Annotated in this window: 18 protein-coding genes; 9 read left to right on the forward strand and 9 right to left on the reverse strand. The window is 70.0% G+C overall.

Annotation, left to right across the window (positions count from 1 at the left end; genetic code table 11):
• Positions 1-33: 33 nt before the first annotated feature.
• Positions 34-1278 carry a BTAD domain-containing putative transcriptional regulator gene (locus tag CLV71_RS07120; RefSeq protein WP_133901789.1) on the reverse strand — a complete coding sequence of 415 codons (1245 nt, stop codon included), beginning with the start codon at positions 1276-1278 and terminating at the stop codon, positions 34-36.
• Between the two features lie 258 nt (positions 1279-1536).
• On the opposite strand from CLV71_RS07120, the gene CLV71_RS47515 reads away from it, so the two are divergent.
• Positions 1537-1674 carry a hypothetical protein gene (locus CLV71_RS47515; RefSeq protein ID WP_166663977.1) on the forward strand — a complete coding sequence of 46 codons (138 nt, stop codon included), beginning with the start codon at positions 1537-1539 and terminating at the stop codon, positions 1672-1674.
• Between the two features lie 26 nt (positions 1675-1700).
• Here CLV71_RS47515 and CLV71_RS07125 read toward each other — a convergent pair whose 3' ends face one another.
• Positions 1701-4481 carry an AfsR/SARP family transcriptional regulator gene (locus tag CLV71_RS07125; protein WP_133901790.1) on the reverse strand — a complete coding sequence of 927 codons (2781 nt, stop codon included), beginning with the start codon at positions 4479-4481 and terminating at the stop codon, positions 1701-1703.
• A 143-nt stretch (positions 4482-4624) separates the two neighbouring features.
• Here CLV71_RS07125 and CLV71_RS07130 point away from each other — a divergent pair, with 143 nt between their 5' ends.
• Together CLV71_RS07130 and CLV71_RS47520 are read left to right on the forward strand one after the other, a co-directional pair.
• On the forward strand, positions 4625-5920 hold the full coding sequence (locus CLV71_RS07130) for a glycoside hydrolase family 16 protein (protein WP_166663978.1): 1296 nt from the start codon (positions 4625-4627) through the stop codon (positions 5918-5920).
• A 98-nt stretch (positions 5921-6018) separates the two neighbouring features.
• Positions 6019-6174: a hypothetical protein gene (locus tag CLV71_RS47520; protein WP_166663979.1), complete on the forward strand. Its 156-nt coding sequence runs from the start codon at positions 6019-6021 to the stop codon at positions 6172-6174.
• 65 nt (positions 6175-6239) lie between these two features.
• Here CLV71_RS47520 and CLV71_RS07135 read toward each other — a convergent pair whose 3' ends face one another.
• The gene (locus CLV71_RS07135) at positions 6240-6812 is read right to left on the reverse strand and encodes a TetR/AcrR family transcriptional regulator (RefSeq protein ID WP_243866257.1); all 573 of its coding nucleotides are present in this window, start codon (positions 6810-6812) and stop codon (positions 6240-6242) included.
• A 49-nt stretch (positions 6813-6861) separates the two neighbouring features.
• On the opposite strand from CLV71_RS07135, the gene CLV71_RS07140 reads away from it, so the two are divergent.
• Complete coding sequence (locus CLV71_RS07140; protein ID WP_133901792.1) at positions 6862-7647, forward strand: class I SAM-dependent methyltransferase; 786 nt, start codon at positions 6862-6864, stop codon at positions 7645-7647.
• Positions 7648-7651: 4 nt separating this feature from the next.
• Here CLV71_RS07140 and CLV71_RS07145 read toward each other — a convergent pair whose 3' ends face one another.
• The gene (locus CLV71_RS07145; protein WP_166663980.1) at positions 7652-8119 is read right to left on the reverse strand and encodes a MarR family winged helix-turn-helix transcriptional regulator; all 468 of its coding nucleotides are present in this window, start codon (positions 8117-8119) and stop codon (positions 7652-7654) included.
• Between the two features lie 52 nt (positions 8120-8171).
• On the opposite strand from CLV71_RS07145, the gene CLV71_RS07150 reads away from it, so the two are divergent.
• Both CLV71_RS07150 and CLV71_RS07155 read left to right on the forward strand, forming a co-directional pair.
• Entirely contained in the window at positions 8172-9242 is a 1071-nt protein-coding gene (locus CLV71_RS07150; RefSeq protein ID WP_166663981.1) for an FAD-dependent oxidoreductase, read from the forward strand.
• Between the two features lie 93 nt (positions 9243-9335).
• On the forward strand, positions 9336-10223 hold the full coding sequence (locus tag CLV71_RS07155; protein ID WP_243866258.1) for an SAM-dependent methyltransferase: 888 nt from the start codon (positions 9336-9338) through the stop codon (positions 10221-10223).
• 2 nt (positions 10224-10225) lie between these two features.
• Here CLV71_RS07155 and CLV71_RS07160 read toward each other — a convergent pair whose 3' ends face one another.
• A complete protein-coding gene (locus CLV71_RS07160; protein ID WP_208297420.1) occupies positions 10226-12274 on the reverse strand; it encodes a peptidase M6 in 2049 nt (682 codons plus the stop codon).
• A gap of 92 nt (positions 12275-12366) precedes the next feature.
• On the opposite strand from CLV71_RS07160, the gene CLV71_RS07165 reads away from it, so the two are divergent.
• Complete coding sequence (locus CLV71_RS07165) at positions 12367-13044, forward strand: GntR family transcriptional regulator (RefSeq protein ID WP_133901795.1); 678 nt, start codon at positions 12367-12369, stop codon at positions 13042-13044.
• 74 nt (positions 13045-13118) lie between these two features.
• Complete coding sequence (locus CLV71_RS07170) at positions 13119-16103, forward strand: beta-L-arabinofuranosidase domain-containing protein (RefSeq protein ID WP_133901796.1); 2985 nt, start codon at positions 13119-13121, stop codon at positions 16101-16103.
• Here CLV71_RS07170 and CLV71_RS07175 read toward each other — a convergent pair.
• From CLV71_RS07175 to CLV71_RS07185, 3 genes are all read right to left on the reverse strand, one after another.
• Positions 16098-17279, reverse strand: coding sequence for a cytochrome P450 (locus tag CLV71_RS07175; protein ID WP_133901797.1), 1182 nt, complete (start codon positions 17277-17279; stop codon positions 16098-16100). The two genes, CLV71_RS07170 and CLV71_RS07175, sit on opposite strands and share 6 nt — an antisense overlap.
• Before the next feature lie 4 nt (positions 17280-17283).
• On the reverse strand, positions 17284-18657 hold the full coding sequence (gene gad / locus CLV71_RS07180; RefSeq protein ID WP_166663982.1) for a glutamate decarboxylase: 1374 nt from the start codon (positions 18655-18657) through the stop codon (positions 17284-17286).
• A 383-nt stretch (positions 18658-19040) separates the two neighbouring features.
• Entirely contained in the window at positions 19041-19481 is a 441-nt protein-coding gene (locus CLV71_RS07185) for a hypothetical protein (RefSeq protein ID WP_133901799.1), read from the reverse strand.
• Positions 19482-19716: 235 nt separating this feature from the next.
• Between CLV71_RS07185 and CLV71_RS07190 the strand changes: the two genes are divergently transcribed.
• Positions 19717-20178, forward strand: coding sequence for a CAP domain-containing protein (locus CLV71_RS07190; protein WP_133901800.1), 462 nt, complete (start codon positions 19717-19719; stop codon positions 20176-20178).
• Positions 20179-20230: 52 nt separating this feature from the next.
• Here CLV71_RS07190 and CLV71_RS48400 read toward each other — a convergent pair whose 3' ends face one another.
• Entirely contained in the window at positions 20231-21139 is a 909-nt protein-coding gene (locus tag CLV71_RS48400) for an excalibur calcium-binding domain-containing protein (RefSeq protein ID WP_208297421.1), read from the reverse strand.
• Between the last annotated feature and the right edge of the window lie 87 nt (positions 21140-21226).

The following is a 21226-nucleotide window of genomic DNA, read 5'->3' on the forward strand; positions in this document are numbered from 1 at the left end:
CTGGTGGTGGGTTCGCCCCCACCACCAGGCACCTCAGTTGTCGATGGTGGTCACCACGTACTTGCCGCCCTCGGGGTAGAGGATGTGCTCGTCGTCCCGGTCGAGGGCGACCGCGCCGAAGTCCACACAGCCGTTGGACGCCCGCCGCGTGTCGAAGGTGATCTCGTACTCACCGTCGGCGTTCGGCGTCTCGTCCCGGCCGATGTAGAATTTGGGACCACCCCCGGGGCAGCGTGAGGTGAGCCAGTGGAAGTCGACCTGCTCGACTCTGGCTGGATTGCTCACGTCGACCCGGAGCGTGACGGTTCCGTGCAGGACCTGGCCGGAGTTCGGGGTGAGGAAGGTGAGTTCCGGCGTGCTCAGGTGCAGTGGATCGACGACGTACACGGTCGCGGCCAGTGCGGCAGCCGACGCCAGCAGCGCCGGCCACCTCCGTCGCCGCGTCCGGTGGATTCCCGTCCGCCCGGCTCGCGGCGGTGCCACCAGGGCGTCGGCCTGATCCGGCTCCCGGCCGGAGGCGACCGGGACGCCGCGTGGCTTCCGACGCTCCTCGTTGGCATGCAACGCCAGCTGGTGCAGGTGTCGCAGCTCCGGGCCGGGCTCGATGCCCAGCTCCTCGGCCAACACCTCGCGGACGCGCTGGAACGTCACCAGCACCTCGGCCCAACGCCCGTCCTCGGCAAGGGCCCGAAGCAGGTACTCCCATGTCCTCTCGCGCAGGGGATCCTCGGCGGTCAGCGGCCGCAGGAGGGTGATCGCGTCGTCCGCGCGGTTCGTCGCGAGCAGCGCCTCGGCCAGGCTGTACCTGGCGTGCCACAACATCGCGCGGAGCCGCTCCGCCTCCGCCTCGACCTCGGCGCCGGCCAGCGGCTCGTAGGGGTTGCCGCGCCACAGCTCCAGCGCCGCCGTGAGCTGGTCCACCGCGGCGGCGGGAGCCCCGTTCGCGTCCGAGACCCGATCCTCGAACACGGTCGCGTCGCATTCGTGGCGATCGAGCCTCAGCCGGTAGTCACCGCCCCGGCGGCTCTCGATGCGTGTCAGCCCTTCGTACCGCGGCACCACCGTGCGCAGGTGGTGGATGTAGGTCCGCACGTTGTTGGCCGTCGACCTCGGTGATCTTTCCGGCCACAACGTCTCGACCAGGTAGTCGGCGCTCACCCACGTGTTCGCGCGCAACAGCAGCGCGGTGAGCAGGCGGCGTTGCATCAGAGCCGGGATCTCCACCCGCTCGCCGCCCTCGCCGTTCAGCTCGACAGGGCCCAGAACTCGGAAATACACGATGCCCTCCCCCAAGAGGTCTACCGGTCCTCGATGAGAACACGGCCGGTTCCTGCCGCGAGTTCACCGAACCCGGCCAGTCCTCGCCTGCCGCAACGGCAGGCTCGGCCGCCTCCACCGGGGCCGCGCCGGAGGAATGCCCAGTACATTCTGGGTTCTTTCACGGTTGATCGGGTGAGTTGACCGACGGTGAAGTGTGGGTGAATCGGTCGTGGGCATGGTCGTGGCACAACAGTTCCGGCCATGAGGAGAGAATCGGTGAACAGGCCAAGAATCATTTTTCTGATCGATGTCCTGCTCGTTCTGGTGTTGGCGGTTCCCGTCACGGCGGCCGCGGTCGCTGACCAGTCGGTCGTCGTGATCGCCGGCGACAACCCGTGCTGCCGAAGAACGTAGGAAAGGCGGGGCGTGACCGTTTTCGGTCACGCCCCGCTCGTCAGCAGTGAGTATTCGGCCAGTGCTTCCGTTCTGGCCTGGGTGCCGCGGAGGTCGTCGCTGTTCGCGATTGCCTTCTCGGCGTAGTGGCGTGCCTTTTCCCTGTTTCCGGACAGGCGGTGTGCCTGTGCCAGCACGGTGAGCGCCCAGATCTCGCCGAAGCGGTACCCGATCCGGTGGACGTCGTCGAGGGTGCGGGTCATGAGGTCCACGGCGCGGTCGTACCGACCGAGGTCGAGGTGGATCCTCGCCAGCACCTCGTGTGCGTCGCACTGCCGGTAGTGGTCGCCGATCTCCTCGTACCAGGCGAGACCGACCTCGATCATGCCGATGGCGTCCTCGGAGCGGCCGAGCTGGTGATGGGCCTTGCCGAGGTTCACCAGCGCGAACGCCTGGCCGATGGGGGCGTCGATCTCGCGGGCGATCGCCAGCTGTCGCTCCAGGCAGGAGATGGCCTCGTCCGGGCGGCGGGCGAGCAGGTGGGTGTGGCCGAGGTTGCCGAGCGCCCGCTGTTCGCCGAAGCGGTCGCCGAGCTCGCGGCAGATCGCCAGCTCGGCGGCCCCGTGGGCGCACGCGCGGTCCAGCTCCCCGATGTGGCGCAGGTTCCCGGAGAGGTTGCCGTGTGCGTAGGCCTGCGAACGGCGGTCGCCGAGGCGCTCGGCCGCCGCGACGGCCTCCTCCTGGAAGGCGATCGTGTCCCGCGGGTCGTTGCCGCCGGAGAGCAGGTACCAGTGCAGGGCCAGGGCGAGCGCGACGCCGAGACGCGCGTGCTCCGGCGGGCCGTCCCACGACCGCCTGACGACCGCGATCACGTTGCGGCGCTGCTCGTCCAGCCACCGCAGCGCCTGTTCCGAGTCGGTGAGAGGTTTGGGCGGTGTCGTGACCTCGGGTGCGGGGTGGTGCGCCCGGTGCGGGTACACGAGCGCGTTGGCGTGGCCCGTCGTGGACAGGTAGTGGTTCAGCAGCCGGGTGAGGGCAGCGCGTTGCCGCTCCTCGGGGACGAGGGCCGCGCCCAGCTCGTTGGCGAACAGCCGCGTCAGGTCGTGCATGTGGAACCGGTGCGGCGCGGTCTCCTCCACCAGGTGCGCGTTCAGGAGCCGCTCGACGATCCGGTCGGCCGCCGGGGGCGTCGTGTCGAGTACCGCGGCCGCCAGGTCGAGGTCGACCTCGGTGACCGGGAGCAGGCCGAACAGGCACAGGGCCCACGCCGCGCTCCGGTCGGTCGGGTTGTCGCTGTCGTTCAGGGCGGTGTGGCTGACCGCGAGGCTGGTGCGCACCGCGACGTCGCCCGCGGCCAGCTCGGTGAGCCGGTCGCGCTCGTCGGCGAGCCGCTCGACCAGGTCGAGCACGCGTCTGCTCGGCCGCGCGTTGAGCCGGGCCGCGGCCACGTGCAGTCCCAGCGGCAGGTGTCCGCACAGCTCCGCCAGCCTGCGTATCGCCTCGGGTTCGGCGTTCGGCCTGCCGTCGGAGACCAGACCGTCGAGCATCGCGGTGGCGGCGGTCGGGCTGAGGGGGCCGACGTGGAGGTAGATGGCGCCCTCCAACGCCTCGAGCCGGGTTCGGCTGGTGATCAGCACCGTGCAGCCGGGGAGCAGTAGTCGCACCTGTGCGGCGGTGGCGGCGTTGTCCAGCACGACGAGCGACCGCCGCCCGGCCGCCACGGTCCGCAGCAGCGCGGCGGCCTCGTCGGGGTCACCCGGTACCTCGGTGATCCCCAGTGCACGCAGCAGCTGGTGCAGTGCCTCGGCCGAGGACAGCGGTGACACGGCCGGGGTGGCGCCACGGAGGTTGACGTGCAGCTGTCCGTCCGGGAAGCGGAAGGCCGACAGGTGCGCGGCGCGGATGGCCAGCGCGGACTTGCCGACCCCCGGTGCGCCGTGGAGGACCACCACCGGGGTGCCGGTGTCGAGCCGTGCCGTCAGCTCGGCCAGCTCACTGTCCCGGCCGACGAGCGTCGGTAGGTCGCGGGGGAGCTGGCGGGGGGTGCGCGCGGCGGCGGCGACCGGTGCGGTGGCGTGCAGGGCGGGGTCGGCGTCGAGGATTCGGTGGTGCAGCCGCAGTAGCTCGGCACCCGGCTCGACCCCCACCTCCTCGCCGAGCACGCGGTAGATCCGCCGGTACTGCTCGAGTGCCTCGGCCTGGCGGCCACACCGGTACAGGGCGAGCATGAGCTGACCGGCGAGGCGTTCTCGCAGCGGGTGTGCCGAGGTGAGCTCGGTCAGGTCGGTGACGACCTCCTCGGCCTGCCCGGCCGCGAGCGCGGCGTCGAACCACTCCTCCCTGGTGGCGAGCCGTTGTTCGGTCAGCCAGGTGGCCGTGGCGGCGATGCTCGCGGTGTGGGGCACGTCGGCGAACGGCTCACCCCGCCACAGGTCGTGTGCCGCACGGAACAGGTCGGCGGCACGCCGGGGGTCCCCGAGGTCGCGGGCCGCTCGTGCCTGAGTGACAAGTCCCTCGAACCGGTGCAGGTCCAGCTCCTGGTCCCGCACCCGCAGCAGGTAGCCGGGCTTGCGCGTCACCACCCGGTCGGCGCCACCCGGCGCGGTGCGCAGTGCGTGGCGCAGCCGCGAAACGTAGCCGCGGACCAGCGCCCGTGCCTCGCGAGGCGGCTGCCGGGGCCACAGCTCGTCCACGAACCGCTCGATCGCCACGAGGTCACCGGGTCGCACCAGCAGGAGACCGCACACCACCCGCGTCCTCGGCGGCCCGAGGTCGACCACCGCGCTCCGGTCGCACACCTCCAACGGCCCGAGTACGCGAAATTGCACGTACTTGCCACCTCCGGGAATCCGGCCGCCCGTTCAGGTACAACCTACCTTTCCACGACGACGTTTCAGCGATGTCCCGAATACGCGGCCCTGTCAACGTCGACAGGGATTGCCCGGAGAGTTCGGGAAGAAAGGAAGTCACAGTGAGTCGAATACGATCCGCGTGGGCCGCGGGTCTCGCGGGAGCCGCGGCGCTCGCACTGGTCACGGCCCCGCTCGGCGTTGCCGAGGCAGTGCCGAGAGCCGCGGACGTGGTCGTCACGGCCACGGTGCTGAACACGCATCAGGTGAAGGTCGACTGGACGAGTTCGCTGAGTCCGCAGCCTGCTTCGTGGACGGTGGGGCGTGGGGGTACCGACGATCTCGGTACGGGTCCGTGGTCGACGACCGTTGCCGGGTCGGCGAGGACGTTCACCTTCAACTCCCTGGTGACAGGACAGCAGTACACGTTCACCGTCACCCCGGCGGGAAGCACGCAGGGCTACACGGCCACGGCGACCCCGGGCGGCACGGCCGCGGCGGTGACAGTGGCGGCGACGGTGCTGAACGCGGCTCAGGTGAAGGTCGACTGGACCAGTTCGTTGAGTCCGGCGCCCGCCTCGTGGACGGTGGGGCGCGGGGGGACGGACAGTCTCGGTACGGGTCCGTGGTCGACGAGCGTCGCCGGGTCGACGAGGACGTTCACCTTCAACTCCCTCGTGGCGGGGCAGGAGTACACGTTCACCGTGACGCCGGCAGGGAGCACGCAGGGCTACACGGCCACCGCGACTCCCGGCGGCACGACTCCGCCGGGGGGCACCCCCGGGGACACCGCCGGGGACACGCAGGGCTGGGGAACACCCGTCTGGCAGGACGACTTCACCGGCACCGCACCCGGCCCGGACTGGGGTCTCTACAGCGATCCCGGCAGCCAGCACGGCAACCGCCAGCCGGGCCAGTGCCAGGTGTCCGGCGGGACGCTGAAGCTGGTCTCGCTGCCGGACCGCAGGACATGCGGCATGGCACACCGCCGCAACCAGACCCACGGACGGTGGGAGGCACGGGTCAGGACCTCGGGAGGAGGGTGGAAGAGCCTGTTCATCATCTGGCCGCAGTCCGATGTCTGGCCCCGCGACGGTGAGTACGACTGGATGGAGCAGACCGCAGGGGGGAACTGTTACGGCGGCTTCCTGCACTACCCGGGACACACTCCGATCACGCAGGAGGTCCTTCCCTCGAACTGCGTCGGGACCAGCCAGTGGCACAACGTCGCGTTCGAGTGGTCCGCGGGCAGCATGAAGGGCTGGGTCGACGGCCGGCTGTGGTACAGCATCGCCGCGAACGCCGACCTGACCCAGATGCCGGCGGGACACCTGACCATCCAGCAGGACGACCAGGGCTCCGGCTCCGGCAACTCGGCGACCATGGAGGTCGACTGGGTCAGGGGCTGGGACCTCTGAGGGAGCGGTAGCTCCTCTCACAGGGGTCGGCGGTGATCCGGGGTATGGGGAGGCCCGGATCACCGCCGACCGACACCACACACATCGAGGTCTTCGCCATGCCGCGAACCGTTGCGACGTCGACGATCGGCGACCGCCCGACACGACCAGGTCCGCTACCGAGGATTCTCTGGAGCACGGCGGTGGTGCTCGTGGTCTTCCACCGCATCGACGTCAGGGCGTGGTTCGAGGGCAGGCCGACGTTGCTGTTGTGACGGCACAGGTCGCCGTACTGTCCGAACAGGAACGTCGCACGCCCGTCGGGCGTCTGTCCCAGGGGTCACTGGTTGGTGTCGGTGGTGATGTGCTCGAACAGCCCCGGACGGATGCGGGTGCGGACCCCCGTCGCCCACGGTTGCGCCACCTCGTCGACGTCGAGGGCGGCGACGTTGTTGAGCAGCATGCCGAAGGCGAGGAACGACTTCACCGTCACCGGGTCGACGCCCGTCCCGCCGGCGACCGTGTCCCACATGCGAGCGAGGCGCGACCGCACCAGGTCGCGGACCTCGCCGTCGCCACACGCGGCGAAACCCTGCAGCTGCAACAGAAGCGTGGTGCGGTCGGCCAGCGACTCGTAGTACCGCGCGCCCATCATGGCCAGCGCGTCGAGTCCGGCCGCGCCCTCGGCGGCCTGGGACATGCCGTCGCTGAAGCGGTCGAACGCCGCGCCGACCAGCTCCAGGAACAGGGCCTTCTTGGTCCCGAACAACCGGAACACGTACGCCTGGGTGATGCCCGCCGCTCGGGCGACGGCCTCGACCGACGCGCCGTGGAGCCCGTGGTTCGCGAACTCGACCGCGGCGATCCCCAGCACCTGGTCGCGCCGTTCCGCTCCGCTCATGCGTGTGGTCACGACCACGTAAGTTATCAGTTACTAACTACTAACTGCTAGCGTGGCGGTCGTGAACGATGACGTCTTCGCCGCCGTGGCCGACAAGTTCGCCGACGAGGCCTACGCCTCGGTGAAGGGCTACGTGCGCACGTACGTGATGCACCACCAGCTGCTCGAGCACCTGTCGCCGCCCCCGGCGACCGTGCTCGACGTCGGCGGCGGCGCGGGCCACCAGTCGTTCCCACTGGCCGAGGCCGGCTACGAGGTGACCCTGCTCGACCCGTCGGAGGCGATGCTGGCCAAGGCGCGACAGCGGCTGGAGCGGCTGCCCGACGAGGCCCGGCGCCGGGTGACGCTCGTGGCGGCGGCCGGCGAGAACGCCGTCGGGGCGGTGGACGGCCGACGCTTCGACGCCGTGTTGTGCCACGGCGTGCTCGGGTACCTCGACGAGTCGGCGCCGCTGGTCGAGCAGCTGTGCCGGTGTACCGCCGCCGACGGCATCGTCTCGGTCATGACGGGCAACGCCAGGGCGGGGGCGGTGCGCCCGGCCCTGGAACAGCGGTGGGACGACGCCATGGCGGCGTTCGACGCGAGGACCGAGATCGGCGTGCTCGGCGTGACGGGACGCGCGGACACGGTGGAGGAGCTGAGCGAGCTGGTGCGGGGCGGGGGAGTGGAACCACTGCGCTGGTACGGCGTCTGGCTCTTCGTCGACTGGCTCGGGTTCGCGGGCGTCGACCTCGACCCCGGCGACGCCCGGAAGGTGGCCGCGCTCGAGCTGGAGGCCGGCAGGCGAGACCCCTACCGCCAACTCAGTCGCGTCTTCCACCTCGTGGGGCGCAGGGGACCGGACTGACGGGTCAGTCGTCCCCCGGTCGGGCACCGGCCGTGCGGACAGGAGTCGCGGCGTGGGCGACGAAGCGGGTGAGCAGTTCGTGGAGTTGTTCGCGTTCGGCCGCGGTGAACGGGGTCAGCAGGTCGGCCATTGCCTCCGCCGAGACCGTCGTGGCCTCACCCAGGCGGGTGCGGCCCAGCTCCGTGAGGTGGACGGCGTAGCGGCGCCGGTCCTCCTCGCTCCTGCGGCGTTCGGCCAGACCCTGACGTTCCAGCTCGTCGATGACATACACCATCGATGACTTGTCCAGCTGCAGGCGGTCCACGAGGGCCTGCTGGGGAACCGGCCCCAGCTGCGCGAGTTGCCCGAGCACGCCGAGGTGGCGCAGGTCCAGCCCCAACTCGCGCAGAGCCCTGTTCGTGGCCGCGCGGGCGTAGCGGTGGGCCAGGTTGAACCCGCCGCCGATGAGTACCTCGATCCGGTCGCTCTCCATGCCACAAGTATGACCGATGACAAACCGTCTGAATTCAGATAATCTCGGTTCGGTGAGAACAGTCATCGTGGGAGCCGGGCTGGCCGGGCCGCTCCTCGCACAGGGACTCGTCCGGGCGGGGTTCGAGGTCGCCCTCTACGAGCGGGAAGCCGCCATCGACGAGCGCAGTCAGGGCTACCGCATCCATCTCGACCCCGAGGGGGTCGACGCGCTGCGGGACTGCCTGCCGCCCGACCTGTACGACGAGGTCGTGGCCACCTCCGGCATCCCAGGCTCGGGCGTCACGATCCTCAGTCCTCGTCTCGAGGTCGTCCAGCGCATCGCGGCGCCCGTGGACGGCGACGAAGGTCCACAGCACCTGTCCGTCGACCGGGTCACGCTGCGGCGGATCCTGCTCACCGGCATCAAGACCGGCCACGCCACCTTCGACCACTACGAACTGCTGGCCGACGGCACGGTCCGGGTCCACTTCGCCGGCGGCGGCTCAGCCGAGGCGGACCTGCTCGTCGGGGCCGACGGCACCCACTCGCGTGTCCGCGCGCAGCTCCTGCCCGACGCCGAGGTCGTGGAGACCGGCCAGTTCCTGATCTTCGGCAAGACACCGCTGACACCGGAGGCCCGTTCGCTGACACCGGCCGCCTCCCTCGACGGCTTCTCGGTCGTCGCGGGTGCCGACGGCCGGTTCATGCCGTTGGCCGGACACCGGCCCCGCACGGGCGAACCCGGCTACCTGATGTGGGTCGTCGGCTCCCGGCAACCGGCGTCCGCTGTGGACGGATCGGCCCTGCGCGACACCGCCGCGCGGCTCGTGGGTGACTGGCACCCCGACCTCGCCGCGCTCGTCGGCCTGGCCCATCCGGCGACCGTGCACGCGACGACCGTCCGCACCGCGAAACCCGTCCCGCCGTGGACGACCGGGCCCGTCACCCTCATCGGTGACGCCGTTCACACCATGGTGCCCGCGGGCATCGGTGCCGCTGTCGCATTGCGCGACGCCGCCCTGCTCTGCGCTCAGGTCACCAGTCCTGCGAGCGACCTGCTCGACGCCGTCCACGCCTACGAGGCATCGATGCTCGAGTACGGGTTCGCCGCCGTGGCACGGTCCCTGCGCGCAGGCGGCTGATCTCTGCCAGGGATCGACGCGACCTCGGCCCGTCGGGTGACGTGGTAACGATATGATCATCCCGTACCTGGCCGACAGCAGACGGGGAGGCGCGTGGACGAGGGGAAGTCGCGGATTCACCTGCCGGGGGTGGACGTGGACCGGCCGAGTGTGGCCCGCGTCTACGACTACTACCTCGGCGGAAACGCGAACTGGGCCGTCGACAGGGAGTTCGGCGCCAGGGTGCTGGAAAGCTTCCCGCTTCTCCGAAATGTCGCCATCGCGAACCGCCTGTTCCTCAACCGGCTCGTCCGGCACCTGACGAACCTCGGCATCCGCCAGTTCCTCGACATCGGCGCCGGGATGCCGACCGTCGGCAGCACCCATCAGATCGCCGACGAGCTGGCGGCCGCCACGGGCCGGACGCCGGACGCCCACGTCGTGTACGTGGACAACGAGCCGATCGCCGTGGCCCACGCCGAGATCCTCCTCGAGAAGGGTGGCGACCGCGGCAGGCACGGCGTGATCAGGGCCGACCTTCGCGAGCCCGACGACCTGTGGCGCGACGCCATGGCGACCGGCCTGCTCGACCCCGACGAGCCGATCGCGCTCCTGCTGATCGCCGTGCTGCACGTCCACCAGCCCGGTTCCGACGGCGTCACCGACATCGGCCCGGAGTCGGTCGCGCGGCTGCGTGAGCTGCTGCCCGTGGGCTCCTACCTCGCCATGACGCACATCACGGACGAGGGCGTCCCGCCCGAGGTCGGCGAGAAGCTCGTCGAGCTGAAGCGGATGTACGACACCTCCAGCAGCAGCGACGCCATCTGGCGCTCGCACCGGGACATCGAGGCCATGCTGGGCGACTTCGCCGTACTGGAGCCGGGTTGGACCTGGCTCACCGAGTGGCATCCCGAGGAGACCGGGCCGACGGTCCGCCCCATCGCCTTCCCCACCCCGAACCACGCGGTCGGCTGGGCCGGCGTCGGCAGGAAGACGGTCTGACCTCACTGTCCGTTCGTGTCGCGCCGGCCGACCGTGCACGCGAGTGAGCGGGTGGCGGCGGGATCGCTCTCGGACCTGGCCGTCAGGGTGACCGTGGCCTCGCGAGCGGCGCCCGGCGCGGGGGAGACGTACACCGGCACGGCGACGGTGTGCCCCGCGGCGGCCGTGGCCAGCGCGTTGTCCAGCACCGCGGTCCAACCCCTGCCACGAGACGAGACCGACAGCCGGTAGACGTCGTCGACCGGCGTCGCGCCGGACTGACCGGTGTTCGTGAGCGGGAACGTGCACAGTGCGACCCCGCCGGGCCGGCCGCTGACCTCGGGGCGGCCCAACCGCACCCCACGGCGTTGCGGGCCGGAACCGTCCAGGGACCGCACGGCGAGAGTGTAGGAGAGGACGCCCCCGGCGTCGCGCCGGACGTCGATCACGTAGAAGTGGAGGCGGTTGGGCTCGTCGACCCACTCGTACGCCGAACCGGAGTTCAGGCCCGCGTGGAAGGCGGCGTCGTTGAGCTGGCGGTGGTCGGCGATCGAGGCCATGACGGGAGTGCCGTCGGGACGGCGGAAGTCGACCAGCCCGATGTCGCCGGGGTTGGCGTCGATGACCCAGTCGAAGCAGTTGTAACCGCAGGTGTTGCTCTCGCGGGTCTTGTTCTTCGCGATGATGACGCCGTGGTCCGGGGTGAACGAGTCGAAGCCCATGCGGTCGACGACCTCGAGGGTGTAGTGGTCCCAGCCGGTGTTGCCGTGGCAGAACGGGTCGGTGCCGATGTCGCAGTCCGGGGTGCGGTCGGGTCTTCCCGGTCCGTCGAGCCGGACCTTGATCCCGGAGGTCCCGTCGGGGCCCGGATCGACGGCGCGGGCGGTGACCGTGGCGACGACGAGCCCGGTGCCGGCAAGGGCTTCGCGACTGACCTCGAGCACGTTGGCCGCAGGCACGATGCCCGCGTGGATCCTGTTGCGCAGCATCAGCCCCGCCGGGGACCAGCCACCCATGTTCGGTGGGATGACCCAGCGCATGTGGTGGCCGCCCGGGCCGTTGAACGACCCCCGGTCCATCATGTCCCACGGCGCGGAACCGACCCGGTGGAACGGGCCCGGCGGGTTCTGCCGGTCGGAGAACGGATTGTTGTTGTTGTCGCCGATGTCGAAGAAGTAGTGCCCCATCTCGTGGGTGATGGTTCCGGAGCTTTCCGCCTGGCGGATGGACGACTGGCCCCACTGTTGGGCGGCGGCACGCCAGGAGGTCCACTCGACGTACCGGGTGGGTGCCCAGTTCGGCAGCGCGGTGTCCGACGCGGGTGGACCCCAGTCGTCGGGGATGTCCTCCTTGCTGTCGAACCTCATCTCGCCGAACTCCTGCCAGATGCTGGTCTCGTCGTAACCGGCGTAGACCCGCAGCACGACGTTGTAGCCGCACTTGCTGTCCGGGCACGGGATCCCGCGGACGGCGAGGTCGGCCTGCCACACCGTGTCGGCGTCGCGGTCGAGGTTTCCGTTGCAGGTGAAGCCGTTCGGGCACGCCCCGGCCTGCCCGAACTCGTTCAGGCCGTACTCGAACAGGTTGCGGGGAAGCCGGTAGGCGCCGAAGGTGTCCATCTTCTCGACACCGAGGCGCCCTCGGCTCTGCTCCATCCAGTACTCGTGGATGGTCCTGCCGTGGTTGTACTCGTTCGGTACCAGGTAGAAGTCGTGGTAGAAGCGGGGCACGTCCGCGCGCTGGATCGGGTCGATCTGCGGGTTGCCGAACGGATCGCTCCTCTTCGGCTGTGTGATCACGAAGGGCTGGTCGGGGAAGTCGACGGCGACCAGTGCGATCCGCAGGCCACGCTCACCGGGCCGCCCGTTCGGGTCGTTCCAGTTCGTGCCCGGGATGTCCTTCCAGTCCGCCCAGGTCATGTCGTACTGGTTCTGCCAGTGTTGCGGATCCACTGGTGGGACGGTGAAGTCGGACGCATACGCATGCGCGGACACCGGTCCGCCGACGAGCGCCGCGGTGAGGGCGAGGACACCCGACAACCGCATCACAGAGTTCGCCCCAGTCAACCTCATCGCACGCACACTCCTCGGGTGCCGGCAGATGATCGGTCATATGTAAAATACGACATGGCAGTGCCCGCGTCCATGCACCTGGAGGACCGTCGATGGCGCGACCGCCCCACCTGGCCCTACCGTCCTTCGCGCGGTGGACGAGTGTTCGCGAAGAGGTCACGGCCGTGCTGCGCGGGGCCATCGTCTCCGGCGAGATGAGGCCAGGCGAGCTGTACTCGGCGTCAAGCCTGGCCGAGCAGTTCGGCATCTCCGCGACGCCGGTCCGGGAGGCCATGCTCGACCTGGTCAAGCAGGGTCTCGTGGAAGTGGTGCGCAACAGGGGTTTCAAGGTCACCGAGATCTCCGAGGCCGACCTCGACCACATCACGCGGATCCGGCAGCTGCTCGAGCCGACCGCCGCGGCGGAGGCGGTCCCGCACGTCGCGGCGGATGAGCTGGCCGCACTGCGCGGGCTCGCGTCGGCCATCGTCGACGCGGCGGCGGAGGGAAACCTCGTCAGCTACATCAACGCCGACAGGGAGTTCCACCTCCGGCTGCTCCGCGCGGGCGGGAACCACCGCCTGGTGGGAATCGTCGACGACCTCCGCGCACAGACCCGCCTCTACGGGCTGTCCGCGCTCGTCGCGTCGGGACGTCTGGTCGACAGCGCACAGGAGCACGTCGAGATGTGCGACCTCATCGCGGCGGGTGACGCGAGGAAGCTCAGGAAGCTGATGGACACCCACCTCGGCCACACGCGCCGCGAATGGGCGGGACGCGAGGCGGAGTGAGCCGTCGGGTGCGTCCTTGACGCCCGATTTCGGCGCTCAGTAAAATTGCACACCTCACATGTCATCTGGCACCGATGATGGTGGAGAACTGGATGCACAAGGACTTCTCCCGGCGCCGCGCCCTGCAGTTCGGTGCGCTCGCCGCCGCGACCCCCGCCGCTCTCCCGCTGATGTCCGGCCAGGCGGCAGCCCAACCGGATCCGTTACCTGCCAACGGTTTTCCCGCGCCACCCGGGTGGCGGGTGCGGCCGTTCGACCTGGGGCAGGTGACCCTCGGCGACAGCGTCTTCCGGGAGAAGCGTGACCGCCTGCTCTACTTCGCCCGCGAGTACGGGCCGAGCGTCGTGGACGGCGTGCGCGACGACCGGCGCGGCCCGGACCGGCTGCTCCGCAGCTTCCGCGTCAACGCCGGACTCGACCACAAGGGCGCGCTCCCGACAGGCGGCTGGGAAACCCCGGACGGAAACCTGCGCGGCCACTACACCGGCCATTTCCTGACGCTGTTGGCGCAGTCCTACGCGTCGACCGGCGAGCAGGTCTTCAAGGACAAGCTCGACTACCTGGTCACAGCACTCGGCGAGTGCCAGGACGCGCTGGCCGCCGCCGCGAGCCTGCCGACGCCGCGTGTGCCCGGCCGCTCGGGCACCGCGGTGCGGCTGACCGGCACCCCGAACGGGCACATCACCGGCGACGCCGACCACGTCGCCGTGCCATCGAACGTCACGGCCGGGCTGACCGACTTCACCGTGGCCACCTGGGTCAACCTGGCGGTCCGGGACGCGGACGCGCGGATCCTCGACTTCGGCAGGCCGGGCGACAGCGGCGCCGACTCGACGGTCCGGATGTACCTGTCCGCGCACACCGCGACCGGCGGCCCCCGGTTCGCGATCACCAACGGCGGCGGCGAACAACGCGTCGACGCCACCACCCAGCTCACCGCGGGCACCTGGGCGCACGTCGCGATCACCAGGGCGGGCAACGTCGGCACGATCTACGTCGACGGCACCGCCGCGGGCACCGGCACGCTCGACCTCGGCCCGGCGGACCTCGGCACCACCACCAACTGGCTCGGCAGGGCGCAGTTCCCGCAGGCCAACGTCAAGTTCCTGAACGCGACCATCGACGAGTTCCAGATCTTCGGCCGCGCCCTCACCGTCGCCGAGGTCGCCGCCGTCGCACAGAGAGCCGACGCGATCGGCACGACGGACCTGGTGGCGTGGTACCGGTTCGACGAGGCACCCGGATCGTCCATTGTGGACTCGTCGGGTCGAGGCAACCATGCCGAGTTCTTCGGTGCCACCGACGGGCGGCGTCACCCCGGCTTCCTGTCCGCGTACACCGAGGCCCAGTTCATCAGGCTCGAGGAGTTCACGAACTACAGTGCGGCGGGCATCTGGGCGCCGTACTACACGCTGCACAAGATCACCCGCGGCCTGCTCGACGCCTACCACCTCGCCGGCAGCACGCGGGCGCGGGAGATCGCCAGGAAGGTGGGTGACTGGGTGCACAGCCGCTTGTCCACACTGGACAGAGAGCGCCTGAACCGCATGTGGTCGCTGCACATCGCGGGCGAGTACGGCGGGATGAACGAGAACATGGCCCACCTCGCCGCGATCGAACGGGACCCGGTCCGCCGGGCACGCTACCTGGAGACGGCGACGTGTTTCGACAACCGTCGCGCGGTGTTCCCGGCCGCGGTGGAGAACCGTGACGTGCTGCGTGGCATCCACGTCAACCAGCACGTGCCGCAGTTCATCGGCTACCTGCGGGTCTTCGAGCAGCACCCCGCGGGCCGCGAGTACTTCACAGCCGCCGAGAACTTCTGGCACATGGTCGTGCCGCACCGCATGTTCAGCCACGGCTCGGCAGGCGGCCAGTACGCGGCGGGCGACGGCTACCCGGAGAACACCAACGCCGAGCTTTTCCAGCCACGCGACGACATCGCCGAGTCGCTGACCTACCAGACGCGGCCGGAGACCGACTCGGGCGGTGGCGGCGGCGAGACCTGCTCGACCTACAACCTGCTGAAGCTCACCAGGAACCTGTTCTTCCACGACCCCGACCCGGCGTACATGGACTACTACGAACGAGGTCTCCTGAACCACATCCTCGGGTCCCGGCGCGACATCGACAGTGCCACCGGCCCGCAGGTGACCTACTTCGTGCCGGCACATCCCGGCGCCACCAGGGGTTTCGGCAACCTCGGTACCTGCTGCGGCGGCACCGGACTGGAGAACCACACCAAGTACCAGGACTCGATCTACTTCCGCTCCTCCGCCGGTCGGACTCTGTACGTCAACCTCTACATCGCCTCGACGCTGAGCTGGGACGGCTTCACCGTCACGCAGGAGACGGACTTCCCCCGCGAACAGAAGAGCACGCTGACGGTCGACGGCCGGGGCCGCCGCGAAATCAGGCTCCGGGTGCCCGGCTGGGCCGGGAAGGGTTTCGCCGTGACGGTCAACGGCGTCCCCGTGCACGTGAAGGCCACACCCGGCACGTACCTCGCTCTGCGGCGGACGTGGTCGCCGGGAGACCGGATCGAGGTCTCGATGCCGTTCGGCCTGCGGATCGAGCGGGCCGTCGACGACCCCGCGGTCCAGAGCCTGTTCTACGGTCCGCTGGTCCTCCCCGCGCTGAACGACTCCCGAACCTGGCGAACGTTCTCCTTCTACCGGCACCTCAAGCTCGACGGCGACCTGGCCGCGGCGGTGAGCCCGTTGGGGCAGCCGAACTTCTTCAGTACGCACGGCCACACGCTGCGCCCGCTGTACGTCGGCGTCGACGACGCGCACCACATCTACTTCAGGCGCCTGGAACCGACCGTCGTGTTCGGCACGGCCGACGCCGGCGTGTCGAACGAGACCACCGACGAGGACGGGTTCTCGTTCCTCGACCGGGTCTGGGAAGCGGCCCCGTTCGCCGGCCACGACCGGTTCGTCCGCCGGGTTCGCGAGGTGTCGGGGGAGTGGCAGGCACGCGGGCGGTTCACCCGTCGGGACCGCCATGCGGTGATCGCCGCCGCGGTCGAGGCCGAGGACAGCCTGCGTCCGTCATGACGTCCTCGGCACCACCGTGTCCCACACCGCGTCGAGCACGCCGGGCAGCCGCAGCTTCCAGCCGTGCGGCGACGGCCGCCAGCCGGGAGCGGGCCGCACGTCGGGCATCCGTTCCAGTAGCACGTCCAGCGCGGTGCACGCCACGGCGATGACGAGCGGGTGCGCCGGACAGTGGTGCGGGCCGGTGCCGAACGCGAGATGGGTGCGGGCGTCGCGGTGCACGTCGAACCGGTCCGGGTCGGTGAACACCGCCTCGTCGCGGTTGGCCGAGGCGATGGCCACCGCGATCGTGTCGTCCGCCGGTAGCTCCCGGCCGCCGAGCGTCACGGCACGCGTCGTGCGCCTGCCGAGCACGCCGACCGGGCCGCTCCACCGCACCGCCTCGTGCACCGCGGCGCGGAGCAGCGACCGGTCGGCACGGACCGCGTCGAGCTGGTCGGGTGCCGACCACAGCGCCGCCAGCGTCCAGCCCGCCAGCCAGCCGGGCTCGACCACGCTCAGCGCGATGTGCTTGAGCACCGGCACCACGTCGGCGTCCGGCCGTGCGTGGCCGGGCGGCCGGTTGGCGTGCAGCAGGTGGGAGGTCACCGAGTCGTCCGGCTCGGCACGCAGCCGGTGGACGACCGAGGTCAGCGCGGCGTCGTCGGCCATCTCCTCGGCGGCGGTCGTGCGCAGCGACGGGTCGCGCCCGAAGTCGTTCGCGACCCTCGTGAGCACGTTTCCCCAGCGGCGCAACGCGTCGGTGCCGACACCGGTGTCGAGCCCGAGCATCGCGGTGACCGCGGTGGCCGTGAGCGGCTCGAAGTAGTCCGAGGCGAGGTCGGCGCCGCCGGACGGGAGCAGCTCGTCGGCGACCTTGTACGCGACCGGGCGGGCGGTGCTGTCGACGAAGGCGTTCATCCGGTGGGGACCGAAGTCGTGTCCGAACGCCTCGCGCACGTCGTCGTGGGACCTGCCCTCCCGCATCAGCAGCGGTGTGCCACCGCACAGGTCGAGCATCGGCGACCCTGGCTGGTCGGTGGTGAAACGCTCCACGTCCGTCAGGACCGTGTGCACGTCGTCCCAGCCGGTGACCAGCCACTGCCGAGCCTCCGGTACCCAGGCGACCGGTTCCTCGCCACGCAGCCGCGCGTAGACGGGATAGGGGTCGGTCTCCAGCTCCGAGATGGTGAGCACGGGGTCAGTCGGCGAACGACAGCACGGCCGCCGCCTTCGGCAGGGGGAACGGGTGGTCCGCCAGCCGGTTGGTGTGCTTGACGAGGCTCTCGAGGAACCGCGTCGCGAGGTCGAGCGTGAACCCCTGCCTGCACACCACGCGCATCACGTCGACGTGCTCGAGGTTGGGCGGCAGGCTGTAGGCGGGCACGTGCCAGCCGTCGCTCTTGAGCGCCTCGGACAGGTGGTACACGGTGAAACCGAGCGTCTCCGGCTCGTGCAGGCGCATCGCCACCACGGGCAGGTCCTCGCCGTCGCTGATGATCTCGAACGGTCCGATGGCCGCGATGCCCTTCGCGAGGTACCTGGCGACCTCCTGGCAGCGCTGCGCGATCAGCTGGTAGCCGGCGACCCCGTTGCGCAGGAACTGGTAGTACTGGGCGATCACGCCGGAGGCGGGCCGGGAGAAGTTCAGGGTGAACGTGGGGTGGTGGCCGCCGAGCACGTTGCAGTCGAAGATGAGCGACTTCGGCAGGTACTCGGGGTCGCGCCACAGGCACCAGCCGCCGCCGGGGTAGACGAGGCCGAACTTGTGGCCGGACGCGTTGATCGACACCACCCTCGGCAGCGCGAAGTCCCACGCGAAGTCCACGTCGAGGAACGGCGCGACGAACCCGCCGCTCGCCGCGTCGACGTGCAGCGGCACGTCCACGCCGCGGTCGGCCGCCACACCGTCGAGCGCCGCCGCGATGTCCGCGATCGGGTCGTAGCGCCCGTCCTGTGTGCTGCCGAGCACCGCGACGACGCCGATCGTGTTCTCGTCCACCACCTCCGCGGTCAGCGCCGGGTCCAGGATCGTGCGGCCCTCCGCGAGCGGCACCATCCGCGCCTCCACGTCCCAGTAGTTGCAGAACTTCGGCCAGCAGACGTGGACGTGCGTGCCGAACACCATGTTGGGCCTGCCCGTGCCGCCACGTTCCCGCCAGCGGCGCAACATGGCGAGACCGGCGAGCATCGCGGCCTCCGAGCTGCCGCTCGTGGAGCACCCGATGAACTTGCCGTCGTCGTCGTGCCACAGGTCCGCGAGCGCGTTGATGCACTCCTGCTCGATGAGGGAGCTCGCCGGGTACTCCTCCCGGTTCATCAGGTTGATCGCCGCGGTCTCCGCGTAGATCTGTTCCAGCTCCGGCTCGGCGGCCGTGGTGCAGAAGGTGGCGAGGTTGAGCGCAGCGCGGCCGTCGAGCAACAGCCGGGACCGCACGATGCCCGCCGCGACACCGGCGGGCATGGGGTTCTCGGGGAGCCGTCCTTTCGGGACGACGTCCTCGTTGATCCGCTGTGCGAACACCGGGGCGATCTGCAGGTCCTGCTCGTCGGTGATCACGCGCTGCAAGCTCATGGCGACCTCATGTATTCTTTGACGCATCGGAAAAGGACGTGTGGAAACGGAACAAAGGGCTGTCGCCACAATTGGCCGTCGGCCCAGGCCGAAAGCAGGGTTCGGTGCGCGCGTACCGGATTTGTTCGTCCTCTGAATGATGCCAGTCCGTGTGTCGGCGAGGGAACGTCGTCGCTGGCTGATGACCCGAACGGGTCGACCGAAGTCTCCACTGGCCGATTTGCCTTTACGCAGCGTTCGGTCGCCCGGTTTTCTCGCGACGGATTTCACGAACGAGCCACCCTCGGTCAGGGGCTTTCGGGCAAACGGTCACCCCGAACGCACTGAAGGCGTCCTCCGGTGCGGTGGACGCACTGGAGGACGCCTTCGGGCGCCGTGGTTCGTCAGGCGGTGGCGAGCTGGTCGCGCACCGCCGTGAAGGCCTCGTACTCGTCCTTCTGGTCGACCGGCAGCTGGTAGGCGGCGGCCATCAGCTTCGGCACCGACGGGATCACCGTCAGGCGGAAGGTCCGCCCGTCCGTCGTCTTGATCACGAAGCGGCCCTGGAGGTCACGCTTCTTGACCGAGGCCAGGTTCTCGTTCGTGATGGTCAGCGGCGTGCCCGCGGTGATCGAGCCCTTGTCCTCGTCGACCGGCACGATCACGAGGTCCGTCCGCCCCGGCCGGAACCCCACGACGAAGTTGCTGACCGTGGTGCTGCGGAAGACGATGTAGTTCTTCTGCCTGATCTCGCTGGCGTACACCTTGGTGTAGCTCGTGCCGTTCTCGACCACGGAATCGAAGGCGGCGTGCATACCCGCCTTCAGCTCTTCTTTGCTCGGCACTGCCGCTCCTCCCGGACCTGCTCGACATGTGAGCAAGTTTCATGTAGGCGTGCACCGTACAACCCTGCCCGCGCAGCGGTTCACCGGGTTGGGGAAAACCCGACCGTCGGGGTGACACGGTGACAGTCGGTGTCACGCGCGTACCTCGATGGTTTGACATCCGCGTCGGCGGTGCTGAGGACACGGCCGGCCCGGGTATGACACCTCCAGTCGAACCTGACAGCGGAGGCGAACCGTGAAGAGGACAACCACCATCGCCGTTGCGGCGGCACTGGGCCTGAGCGGCGTGACGGGTGTGGCCCGGGCGGCATCGAGCTACGGACAACAGGTCATCGCCCTGACCAACGACCAGCGCGCCGCGCACGGCTGTGGCCGCCTCGCGGCGAACAACGCGTTGGGCGCGGCGGCACGCGGCCACAGCGGCGACATGGCCCGGCACAGCTCCATGTCCCACGAGGGCACGGACGGCTCCGATCCCGGCGACCGGATCACCGGGGCCGGCTACCCGGCGACGGAGTGGGCCGAGAACGTGGCCTACGGCCAGTCGACGCCGAAGGAGGTGGTCACCGCGTGGATGGACAGTCCCGGCCACCGGGCCAACATCCTCAACTGCGAACTCGCCGAGATCGGGGTCGGCCGCGCGGTGAACAACAAGGGCGTGGCGTACTGGACCCAGGACTTCGGCGCCAGGGGCTGATACGCGAACGGCCCCCACCCGGCGAGGGTGGGGGCCGCTGTTCACCGTTTCGTCAGGGCAGGTTCTCACACGCGATGCGGTCGTCGTCGCCGTCGAGCTGTGCGACGTCGCCGTAGTACGGGTAGTAGGTGTCGAACCACGCCTGCGCGTCGCTCTGGGTGGCGAAGTTCGTGCAGTCGACACTGTTGCCGGGGTTCGCGGGCTGTCGGATCTCCGGCACCGGGCGGCCTGCGCCGACCCACTCGGTGTAGCTGATGGCCCGGCTGAACGCGGCGCCCTCGTAGTAGATCGTCGGGCCGTTGCCGTACTTGTAGAACCGGTCGTTCACGATCCGCTGCACGACCTGCGGTGTCGGGAACGCCTCCGCGCTCCACTCCGCGTAGCCGATCGAGTAGCCGTCGCCGGTCGACAGGTTGGTGATCCGCATGATGTTCGGCGCCCACGACAGCTTCATGAAGCCCTGGGTGGACCGCCACTCGTAGCCGCGGAAGCCGGAGGCGGCCCACTCGGCGTAGGTGAGCTTGTGCTTCACCCCGTCCTCGCCCTGGACGAAGATCTCACCCGAGGTGCCCCACTGGTAGTAGGAGCTGCCCGCGATCCAGCCCGCCGTGCGCGGCACGGGGCTCCCGGACGCGTGCCACTGGGCCTCGGTGAGCCGGTCCCAGTCCCACGTCGACTCCGGGTCCCCCCAGAAGGTGACGGCGTAGACGGTGGGGGACCACGCGTACTTGACGTAGTCCGTCGGCGAGGCCAACGGCTCGGGGAAGCCTGCCCCGGCCCACTCCTCGAAGCCGACCGCGCGGGCGATGCCGCCGTCGACGTGCCAGATCGTCGCGTCGAACGGCTGCTTGTAGTAGCCGTCGCTCACGGCCGCGTTCGCGGGGGCCGCCACGGCGACGGCCGTGCCCAGTGCGACCGCCGCGCCTGCCAGCGCGGCGGCCACCCGTGTGATCGTGTTCAAATATCTCGCCTTTCGTCCCGCCCCGAACCTGGTGTGCGGTGGGACCTTCGGCATTCCGCGTCGGTTGGTTACGGGCGGAAGCCGGAA

The organism is Actinophytocola oryzae, from assembly GCF_004364325.1.
Lineage (GTDB): Bacteria > Actinomycetota > Actinomycetes > Mycobacteriales > Pseudonocardiaceae > Actinophytocola > Actinophytocola oryzae.

Excerpts from the sequence above, each read along its gene's own strand:
- CLV71_RS47520 (WP_166663979.1), top strand. The coding sequence starts at position 6,019 with ATGCCGCGAACCGTTGCGACGTCGACGATCGGCGACCGCCCGACACGA.
- CLV71_RS07145 (WP_166663980.1), bottom strand. The coding sequence starts at position 8,119 with ATGGAGAGCGACCGGATCGAGGTACTCATCGGCGGCGGGTTCAACCTG.
- CLV71_RS07160 (WP_208297420.1), bottom strand. The coding sequence starts at position 12,274 with ATGAGGTTGACTGGGGCGAACTCTGTGATGCGGTTGTCGGGTGTCCTC.
- CLV71_RS07165 (WP_133901795.1), top strand. The coding sequence starts at position 12,367 with ATGGCGCGACCGCCCCACCTGGCCCTACCGTCCTTCGCGCGGTGGACG.
- CLV71_RS07170 (WP_133901796.1), top strand. The coding sequence starts at position 13,119 with ATGATGGTGGAGAACTGGATGCACAAGGACTTCTCCCGGCGCCGCGCC.
- gad (WP_166663982.1), bottom strand. The coding sequence starts at position 18,657 with ATGAGCTTGCAGCGCGTGATCACCGACGAGCAGGACCTGCAGATCGCC.